Raw genomic sequence first — 9,595 nt, forward strand, 5'->3', positions numbered from 1 at the left:
CTACCCCTTCCTTGCCCCCGGCACCCCCCTCCGGGAAGCCGCAGACTGGCAAGGCGCCCTCGTCGGCAAGGCACTCCCCGGCGGCACGGTGACGGCAGCCGCGTTCACGGAACTCTCCGACGAACTCATCGCACGCCTACGGCAGTTGGGCCCCATAGACGGCCTCTGGTACGACATCCACGGCGCGATGACAGTAGAGGGCATGGACGACGCCGAGTCCCTCCTCCTCGCCCGCATCCGAGAGACCGTCGGCCCGAACACCCTCGTGTCGACCTCGATGGACCTGCACGGCAACGTCTCCCGGGAACTGGTCCACGCCAGCGACCTGATCACCTGCTACCGCATGGCCCCGCACGAGGACGCCATGGGCACCAAGGAACGCGCCGCCCGCAACCTCGTAGACCTCCTGACGAGCGGCGCCCCCCGCCCGGTCAAGGCCTGGATCCCGGTCCCGGTACTGCTCGCGGGCGAACAGACCTCCACCCGCATCGAACCGGCGAAGAGCGTCTACGCGGCCGTAGAAAAAGTAGAAGCAACCGAAGGAGTCACCGACGCGGCGATCTGGGTCGGCTACGCCTGGGCAGACGAGCCCCGCAACCGAGCCGCTGTCGTCGTCACCGGCCCGTCCGCCGCCCAAGTAACCACCGGAGCCGAGCAGTTGGCGCGCGGCTTCTGGGAGGCCCGGCACGACTTCGAGTTCGTGGCCCCGACCGGCACGCTCGACGACTGCCTCGACGAGGCCCTCGCGTCCACCGCCCGCCCGTACTTCATCAGCGACACCGGCGACAATCCGACCGCGGGCGGCGCGGGCGACGTCACCTGGGGGCTCCAACAGGTCCTGGAACGCCCGGAGTTCAAGGACGAGAGCGGCCCTACGGTCATCTACGCGTCGCTGCCCGGACCGTCCGCCGTAGCCGCGGCGGAGCGTGCAGGCGTCGGTGCCACCGTCACGGTCACGGCCGGCGCGGAGGTCGACGACCGGCACGCGGGCCCGCTCACCTTCACCGGAGTCGTGCACTCGGTCCGGCACGGCGACCGGGACGCGGAGACCGAGGTGGTGCTGCGGGTGGGCAGCGTGTACGTGATCCTGACGCGGCTGCGGAAGCCGTACCACCACGAACACGACTTCACCGACCTGGAGTTGGACCCGCGCTCCGCCGATCTCGTGCTCGTCAAGATCGGCTATCTCGAACCCGAGCTCTTCGCCATGGCCGCCGACTGGAAGATGGCCCTCACCCCGGGCGGGGTCGACCAGGACCTCGGCAGGCTCGGGCATCACCGCATCCGGCGGCCCATGTTCCCCTTCGACCGGGGCATGCCCGACCCGGACCTCACGGCCCGGGTCATCGCCCCCTCCGACGAACAGCTCAGCGGGGCGGACGAGTGAGCTTGCCGCCCCCGCCGTCCTCGATGGCGGCGGCGATCAACTGGTCGAGCAGCGCGATCAGTACGTTCCGGCACGAGTCGCGCTCGCGGGCGTCACAGAGCAGCACCCGGACGTCATCGGGGAGGGCCAGCGCCTCGCGCACCGCCTCCGCGGGATACGGGTGCTCGCCGTAGAAGCCGTTCACGCCCACCACGAACGGGATGCCCCGGCGTTCGAAGAAGTCGACGGCCGCGAAGCTGGACTTGGGGCGGCGGACGTCGATGAGGACCACCGCGCCCAGCGCGCCGAGCGCCAGGTCGTTCCACATGAACCAGAAGCGCTGCTGGCCCGGGGTGCCGAACAGGTACAGCACCAGGTCCTGGCCGATGGTGATGCGGCCGAAGTCCAGGGCCACGGTGGTGGCCCGTTTCTCCTCGATGCCGTCGAGGTCGTCGACGGCGAGGCCCGCCACGGTCAGCGGTTCCTCGGTGCGCAGCGGGGCGATCTCGCTCACCGAACCGACCATGGTGGTCTTGCCGACGCCGAAGCCCCCCGCGATCAGGATCTTGACCGTCTCGGGCGGCGCGGGTGCCGGAGCGATGGTGTCAGAGCCGGTCAAGGCCCTCCCTCACTTTCTGCAGCAGGTCCAGGTCCGGGCTGGTACGGGAGACCGGGTGCGGCGGCCGGGCCGTGATCAGGCCCGCCTCCAGCAGATCGCAGAGCATGATCACTACCACGCTCACCGGAAGGTCGACAAGAGCCGCGACCTCCGCGACCGCCAGCGGCTCGGCGCACAGCCGCAGGATGCGGGACTGCTCCGGCTGCGGCCGGGGCGCCCGCGCGGGCGCCGGATCGACCGCGGTCACCGTGGTGATGAGGGTGAAATCGGCGCGGCTGGGCCGGGTTCTGCCTCCGGTCAGCGTGAACGGCCGTACGAGCCGTCCCGCCGCGTCGCCACCGCTCACCTCACTCGCCGGAGCCGGCCGCGGGGCCGACGCCCGCCCGCGGCGCGGCGCTGAGATGCTCGCCTATCTTCTTCACCAGCATGTTCATCTGGTACGCCACGACCCCGACGTCCGCGCCCGGACCGGTCAGGACGACCAGATGGGCGCCGGGGCCCGCCGAGGTGAGGATCAGATAGCTGTTCGCCATCTCGATCAGCGCCTGGCGCACCGGGCCGCCCCGGAAGTCCATGCTGACCCCCTTGCTGAGGCTCATCAGCCCGGACGCGGTGGCCGCCAGCCGCTCGGCGTCGTCGCGCAGGAACCCGGTGGACTTGCTGACGACCAGCCCGTCCTCGGACAGCACGACGGCCTGGTTCACCTCGGCCACCCGGTCCACGAGTCCGGTGAGCAACTGGTCGAGCTGGGTGTGCGTGGCGGGGACGGGACGTGTCATGGCGGAGTCCTTCATGAGCGGTCGGCGGGCGGAGTCGAGGAGGCGGCTGCTTCCTCCCGGTCGTACTGCGACGGCGCGTCCTCGTCACGCGCCTGGAACGTGCCGCGCTGGAACCCGGCCAGCGAGGAAGCCGCACGCTCCGCGGTGAAGTCTTCCAGCTCCGTGTCCTCCTCGACCGCCCCGGCCTCCTCCCGCAACTCACTGGCCAGGCTGGTCTGCGGCACCCGACGCGGCAACGGGGTGAGCCCCCCGAGTCCGGCCGTGACCGACTCGTCCTCGGGCGACCGCGCCGGAGGGATGGCGGGGCGGGCCTCGGGCGCGGGACTCGACGTCTCAACTGCCCCGTCGTCCAAGGTGGTTGACGCGGAGACGGCCGCCTTCTCCGTCCTCTCCGCCTTCTCCGCCTTCTCCGCTACGACGGACTCGGCATCGGCCGCTCGTGCGGCGCCCCGAGTGGACTCCTCGGCCGGCTCGGGTACGACGATCTCGTGCGGGATCAGTACGATCGCGGTCGTGCCGCCGTACGGCGAGGAACGCAGTGTCACCGCGATGCCGTGCCGGGTGGCGAGCCGGGCGATCACGAACATGCCGAGCCGCAGGTCGTCGGCGAGGGCGACCACGTCGAACTGCGGGGCCACCGCCAGCTGTTCGTTGAGCGAGGCGTAGTCCTCGTCGGACATGCCGAGCCCGCGGTCCTCGACCTCGATGGCGAGCCCCTTGGCGACCATCGCGGCCCGCACCCCGACGGGACTGGGCGCGGGGGAGTACACGGTCGCGTTGTCGATCAGCTCTGCCAGCAGGTGGATCACGTCCGCGACCGCGGGCGGCGCCAGGCACACCTCCTCCTCGGTGTGCACCTCCACCCGCTGGTACTCGGCGACCTCGCCGACGGCGCTGCGCAGGATGTCGATCAGCGAGACCGGCTCGGTCCAGCTGCGGCGGGGCTGCTCACCGCTGATGACGACGAGGTTCTCCTCGTAGCGGCGCAACTGGGAGGCGGTGGAGTCCAGTTCGTACAGACCGCGCAGGACCTCGGGGTCGTCGTGCCGGCGTTCCAGCTGGTCGAGCTTGGTGAGCTGGAGGTTGACCAGGTTCTGGCTCTGCCGGGCGATACCGAGGATGACCTTCTGGAAACCCCGCCGGGTGTCGGCGAGTTCGACCGCGGTGTGCACGGCGGTGCGCTGCGCGGTGTTGAACGCCTGGGCCACCTGGCCGAGTTCGTCGTTGCCGTAGTCCAGGGGCGGGGTCGCCGACTCGACGTCGATCTTCTCGCCCCGGTTCAACCGGGCCACCACGTCGGGCAGTCGGTCCTCGGCGAGGCTCAGGGTGGCCATCTTCAGGCCGCGCAGCCGACGGGACAGGGAGCGGGTGATCCGCCAGGACATGACGACGCACAGCAGCAGGGCGCCAAGTCCGCCCGCGCTCAGCAGGGCGGCGGTGACGAGCAGGCTGTGCGCCTTGGCGGAGCTGCGGTCGAGGAGTGCGGCGGTCTGCTGCCGGATCAACACCTCGTACTCGTCGGCGACCTGGGTCAGTGCCGCGTTCCACTGCTTCTGCTCGTCGGGCAGGGCGATCCTGCCGGCCGAGCCGTTGTCCGGCACCGCCTTGTCCGCTGTACCGGCCGTGAGCACCGCGTCCTCCGTGGACTCCAGGGTGCTCCACTCGACGCTCTGGAGAATGTGCTCGATCCGCGTCTTGGTGGCGCCCTGGAACCCGGTGGCGATCTGGTCCTCGACCAGCCAGCGCCGCGCGTGCACCAGCTCGGCGAACTGCTCCCACGACTCGTTGTTCACATACCCGGAGTGCCAGGCCAGCGTCAGCTGCGCGTCCTCCTGGGAGACCAGCTCCGCGCCGTGCTCCAGCGCGACGAGCGGCTCCGCCTGCGAGGTGAGGTCGCCGTCGTCGACCTGGGACAGCTCCTGGAACGCCTGGATCTGGTCGTCGATGATCGAGGTGTACTGGTCCAGCACCTGCTGGGCCGTGATGTCGGTGGGTTTGTCCACCTGGCTGCGGTAGTACTCCAGGCTGTCCACCGACGCGACGACCGAGTACATCCGGTCCCTGATCCGGGACGGCGCGTTCTTGATCGCGCCCGACTGGCCCACGAGTTGGGCCACCGCCTTGTCCGTCGCCGTGCGCTGGGCCTCCAACGCGGCCTGCGAGCCGTGCGGATCGGCCATCCACGCCGCCGAGAGACTGCGCTCCTTCTGGAGCGCGAGCGCGGCCTCGGTGCCCATGGCGCCGGTCGACCTGCTCAACTCCGTCTGCGAGCGCAGCCGTAGCCCCTCCGCGAACATCTGGGTCGTCGTCAGGCCCCACATGGCGGCCAGCGTGACGCTGGGGACCAGGGCGAGCAGGATCAGGGAAAGACGTATGGAACCGACGCGGCGCCGGGCACCTGTCCGTGGAGACATCGTGGTCGTCCTCGCTACATCCTCGTACGAAGTGTCCGGTCAGCGCGTTCCGTTGGCCGCGAACTTCGCGACCGCGCCGACGTTCGTCTTCGTCACGAACGCCGGGCCGGTGAGCACGGGAGCCGCCCCGCCGCCACTGATGTTGCCGTTGGTCTTGTACAGCCACAACGCGTCCACGGCCAGATAGCCCTGAAGATAAGGCTGTTGATCGACCGCGAACTGTACGTCGCCGCTCTGCACGGCCTTGACCAGGTCCTGGTTGAGGTCGAAGGTCGCGACCTTGGCCTTGCTGCCCGCCGCCTTCACGGATTTGACCGCGGCCAGTGCGAAATCGGCGCCCATCATGACCACTTCGTCGATGCTGGGGTCCTGCTTCAGCCGGTCCGTGACCCCCGCGGACACGGCGTCCATGTCGGTGCCGTCCACATAGAGCATGTCGGTCTCGCCGGTGAACGCCTTCTTCACGCCCGCGCAGCGCGCCTCCAGGGCGACATTGCCCCGCTCGTGGATCACGCACAGGGCGTGCTTGGCCTTGAAAGCGTCCAGTTTCTGGCCGACGGCGCGGCCCGCGACGCTCTCGTCCTGCCCGAAGAACTCCAGGACGCCCTCCGACTGCCAGGAGTCGATACCGGAGTTGAGGCCGACCACCGGAATGTCCGAGGCCTTCGCTTCCTTGATGGGCCCCTTCATCGCGTCCGGTTTCGCGAGCGTCACCGCGATGCCGTCGACCCCGTCCCGGATCGAGTCCCGCACGAGCTCGGCCTGTCCGGTGGCGTCGGGGTCGCTCGTGTACGTCAGGTCGATGCCGTCCTTGGCCGCGGCGGCCTCGGCACCCTTCTGCACCAGCTGCCAGAAGGCGTCGCCCTTGCTCGCGTGGGTCACCAGCGCGATCTTGAGCTGTCCCTTGCCCGCGGCACCGTCCGTGTCCGTACCGGAGCCGGAACCACCGGTCCCGGAGCAGCCGGAGAGCAGCAGACAGCCGGCCACGGCGAGGGTGAGCGCCATGCCTCGTACGAGACGGAAGGAGGGGTGAGGTGGGGGTGGAGTGGTCATGAGCGGTGCGGCACCTCGCTGTGCGGCCGAGCTGGGGGACGGGGAGAGTGCGCCCGGAGCCGTATGAGGCGCGCCGACCGGGTTACTCCCGTTGGCCGGAGCCAATCGCGTGTGACCGCTGGTAGTCAAGTGAGCAGCGACATGGAGTGAGTTGTTGCTGCCGCATTGTGATCATCTCGACGTCGTACGGAAGTTGAGGAGGCCGAGTACCGGCGGACGGACGGTCACGGCTTGCGGGCCACCGCGCCGTACATCGCGATGTCCTCGTCCCTGATCGGTTCGGCGTCCGTCCCGTCCGGACGCCACTTGTGGACCTGGACGATACCCGGCCCGACGAGTTCGAGCCCCTCGAAGAACTCCTCGGCCTCCGGATACGTACGCAAGCGCATCGGCATCCCGCGCGCCGCGTACTCACGGGCGACCCGGCCCACCTCGTCCGGCGCGAACTCCGCCGTACCGATGGACATCGCCAAGTAGCTGCCGGAGGGCAGGGGTTCGAGGAGCCGGCGCACGATGCCCACGGCGTCGTCCGCGTCCAGCACGAAGTGAACGATCGCGATCACGGTCAGCGCGACCGGCTCACCGAGGTCGAGCGTCCCGCGGAACTCCGGGGCGCGCAGAATCGCCGCCGGGTCCAGCATGTCCGCCTCGACGTACGCGGTCCGCCCCTCGGGCGTGCTGTCCAACAGGCCCTGGGAGAGGGCGAGGACGAGCGGGTCGTTGTCGACGTAGACGACCCGGGAGTGCGCGGCCGCCGCCTGCGCGATCTCGTGGATGTTCGGGGAGGTCGGGATGCCGGTGCCGACGTCGAGGAATTGGCGTATCCCCGCCTCCCCGGCCAGATGGCGCACCGCACGGATCATGAAGTCACGGTTGGCCCGCATGTGCACCGGCATGGCCGGCCACTCCCGGATCATCGCGTCGCCGGCCTCCCGGTCGGCGGGGTAGTTGTCACTTCCGCCCAGGATGTAGTCGTAGATCCGCGCGGAGTGGGCGGTGTCGGTGTCGATGCGGCCGGACTCGGGCACGGTGCGGCTCCTCTGTTGGTGTCGACCTGCGTCGGCACCAACCTCCCAGAATCAGAAGGTAGTTGAGGAGTAAAGCGGGATTTCAGAGATCGAACTCGTGCGGCGGCAGGTCGAGGGTGAAGCACGCCTCGCGGACCACGGCCTGCTCGGTCTTGTCGAAGTCGCCGTCCGCGCCGCCGATCACGATGCCGATCTGGATCACGGCACGCGCCTCGGCGGGCTTCTTCTTCGCCTTGGCGATCTCCTGGAGCACGCTGACCTTGCCGAAGGCGAAGTCCGCCGTCAGCTTGCCCAGGTTCTCGTCGAAACGGCGCTGGAGGTCCATCGCGTCGAAGTTCTGGAGCACTTCGTTGCTCGCGATGAGCTGGGCGACCCGCTGTCGCTCCGACGGGTCGATCGTGCCGTCGGCGGCCGCCACGAGCGCGCACATCGCCATGCTCGCGTCGCGGAACGCCCCGCTCTTCAGGTCGTTCTTCTTCGCCACGAGCTGGGTCTGCATCGTCGACGCGGACTCCTTGAAGCGGTCCCACAGGGCCATGCGAACTCCATCTGTAGTAGTCGTGCGTCATGCAGTGGTCGTACGTATACGAATCAGTGGCTGTAGCACCGTGGAAACTCCCCGGACCGAGGAGAAGTTCCGGCCGCCTAGACTGGGCCGTTCACGAACGGGACCGGTCCGGAACGGGAGGCGACGACGGTGGCGACAGCCGGCAGCGGCTTCGACGACCCGTCCGCCGATGTGCTCGCGGACGCCGCCGCGGCCTTCGGACTGCTGGCCTCGCCCGCCCGGCTGCACATCGTGTGGGCGCTGGCCCAGGGCGAGAGCGATGTCACCGGGCTCGCGGACCGGGTCGGCGGCGCGCTGCCCGCGGTCAGCCAGCACCTCACCAAACTGAAGCTCGCGGGCCTGGTCCGGTCCCGCCGCGAGGGCCGCCGCCAGGTGTACTTCGTCGACGACCCCGACGTCGTCGACGTCGTCCGGCTCGCGGTCACCCGCATCGGCGACCGCGCCGACCGGACCGATCTCCCCGCCCCCCGACTCCGTGGCCTCTGACACCGCCGCCCACCGGCACACCCCGCTCCAGGTGCTGCGGCACCTCGACACCGGCCCGCGCGGACTGACCGACCCGGAGGCCGCGGCACGGCTCGCGGCGACCGGCGAGAATACGGTTCCCCAGCGCCGTACGACCTCCTGGCCCCGCCTCTTCCTGCGCGGCCTGCGCGACCCCTTCACCGCCGTGCTGCTCTGCCTCGGCCTGGTCTCGGCGCTCGTCGCCTCCTGGGGCACCGCCGCGGTGATCCTCGCCCTCGTCGCGGTGAGCTGCGTCCTGCGCACGAGCGGGGAGCACCGGGCCGACCGCTCCCTGCACGACCTGCGCGAGCTGGTCGGCTCCACCGCCTGCGTGCTGCGCCGCGCGGACGAGGAGGCACCGGTACGGGCCCGGGAGACACCGGTCGCCGAGCTGGTGCCGGGCGATGTGATCCGGCTCGGGCCCGGCGACCTCGTCCCCGCGGACGTACGGCTGCTGCGCGCGACCGGGCTGACCGTGCACCAGGCCGCGCTCACCGGCGAGTCCGCCCCGGTCGCCAAGGCCGCCGTGGAGCTGCCCGGGGCGGCGGACGAGGGCCCCTTCGCGCAGCCGTATCTCTGCTTCCAGGGCAGCGGTGTCGTCTCGGGGAGCGCCACGGCGGTCGTGGTGGCGACGGGGGCGCGGACCCGGTTCGCGGCCGCACACGAGGGGCCGGTGCGGCGGGAGGCGAGCGCCTTCGACCGTTCCGTGCACGGCATCTCCTGGGTGCTGATCCGGTTCATGCTGCTCACGCCCCCACTCGTCCTCATGGCCAACGCGGCGCTGCGCGGCCGGGGCCTGGCGACGCTGCCGTTCGCCGTCGCGGTGGCGGTCGGGCTGACGCCCGAGATGCTCCCGGTGATCGTGACGACCTGCCTCGCGCGCGGGGCCGCGCTGCTCGCCCGTACGCACGGCGTCGTCGTCAGACGCCTCCCCGCACTGCACGACCTGGGCGCCGTGGACATCCTCTGCCTAGACAAGACCGGCACCCTCACCCAGGACCGCCCGGTCGTGGAACGCGCCCTCGGCCCCGACGGCCGCGACGACCCGGACGTCCTGCGCCTGGCCGCCACGGCCGCCTGGTGGACCCTCCAACTCGCCGAGGCACCCACTCCGGACGCCCTCGACGAGGCGCTGTTGGAGGCGAGGACGGGGTCGCGCTCGGGGCGCGCGGCGCGGGCGAGCACCACCTCGCCGTCCTGTTCCACGACGCCTTCGGCCAGCGGGGAGCGCTCGGCCTGGCACCTGACGTTCGAACGCCAGGAC

The 9,595-nt window shown here is 70.6% G+C and carries 10 protein-coding genes; 3 read left to right on the forward strand and 7 right to left on the reverse strand.

What is annotated here, in order from left to right:
* A partial coding sequence (locus ACNFOC_RS44730) for a M81 family metallopeptidase (protein WP_416964749.1) occupies window positions 1-1,387 on the forward strand: 1,387 nt, incomplete at its 5' end.
* Here ACNFOC_RS44730 and ACNFOC_RS44735 read toward each other — a convergent pair.
* The 7 genes from ACNFOC_RS44735 to ACNFOC_RS44765 form a co-directional block, all read right to left on the reverse strand.
* A complete protein-coding gene (locus ACNFOC_RS44735; RefSeq protein ID WP_416964750.1) occupies window positions 1,368-1,985 on the reverse strand; it encodes a GTP-binding protein in 618 nt (205 codons plus the stop codon). The genes ACNFOC_RS44730 and ACNFOC_RS44735 overlap by 20 nt on opposite strands.
* Window positions 1,972-2,331, reverse strand: a complete 360-nt coding sequence (locus tag ACNFOC_RS44740) for a DUF742 domain-containing protein (RefSeq protein WP_366493110.1) — start codon at window positions 2,329-2,331, stop codon at window positions 1,972-1,974. Before ACNFOC_RS44740 ends, ACNFOC_RS44735 begins: the two co-directional genes overlap by 14 nt.
* Window position 2,332: 1 nt before the next feature.
* Window positions 2,333-2,764 carry a roadblock/LC7 domain-containing protein gene (locus tag ACNFOC_RS44745; RefSeq protein ID WP_266773724.1) on the reverse strand — a complete coding sequence of 144 codons (432 nt, stop codon included), beginning with the start codon at window positions 2,762-2,764 and terminating at the stop codon, window positions 2,333-2,335.
* 11 nt (window positions 2,765-2,775) lie between these two features.
* Complete coding sequence (locus tag ACNFOC_RS44750; protein WP_416964751.1) at window positions 2,776-5,178, reverse strand: sensor histidine kinase; 2,403 nt, start codon at window positions 5,176-5,178, stop codon at window positions 2,776-2,778.
* A gap of 39 nt (window positions 5,179-5,217) precedes the next feature.
* Window positions 5,218-6,231: a substrate-binding domain-containing protein gene (locus ACNFOC_RS44755; protein ID WP_416964752.1), complete on the reverse strand. Its 1,014-nt coding sequence runs from the start codon at window positions 6,229-6,231 to the stop codon at window positions 5,218-5,220.
* A 224-nt stretch (window positions 6,232-6,455) separates the two neighbouring features.
* Window positions 6,456-7,259: an SAM-dependent methyltransferase gene (locus ACNFOC_RS44760; protein WP_416964753.1), complete on the reverse strand. Its 804-nt coding sequence runs from the start codon at window positions 7,257-7,259 to the stop codon at window positions 6,456-6,458.
* An 82-nt stretch (window positions 7,260-7,341) separates the two neighbouring features.
* Window positions 7,342-7,797: a tellurite resistance TerB family protein gene (locus tag ACNFOC_RS44765; RefSeq protein ID WP_416964754.1), complete on the reverse strand. Its 456-nt coding sequence runs from the start codon at window positions 7,795-7,797 to the stop codon at window positions 7,342-7,344.
* Window positions 7,798-7,956: 159 nt separating this feature from the next.
* Here ACNFOC_RS44765 and ACNFOC_RS44770 point away from each other — a divergent pair, with 159 nt between their 5' ends.
* Window positions 7,957-8,313, forward strand: a complete 357-nt coding sequence (locus ACNFOC_RS44770; protein ID WP_406120815.1) for an ArsR/SmtB family transcription factor — start codon at window positions 7,957-7,959, stop codon at window positions 8,311-8,313.
* Window positions 8,303-9,595 (forward strand): HAD-IC family P-type ATPase (locus tag ACNFOC_RS44775; RefSeq protein ID WP_416964755.1); only part of this gene is annotated, 1,293 nt, incomplete at its 3' end. The genes ACNFOC_RS44770 and ACNFOC_RS44775, both read left to right, overlap by 11 nt.

Origin of the sequence: Streptomyces colwelliae (assembly GCF_048158785.1) — a bacterium.
Classification (GTDB): domain Bacteria; phylum Actinomycetota; class Actinomycetes; order Streptomycetales; family Streptomycetaceae; genus Streptomyces.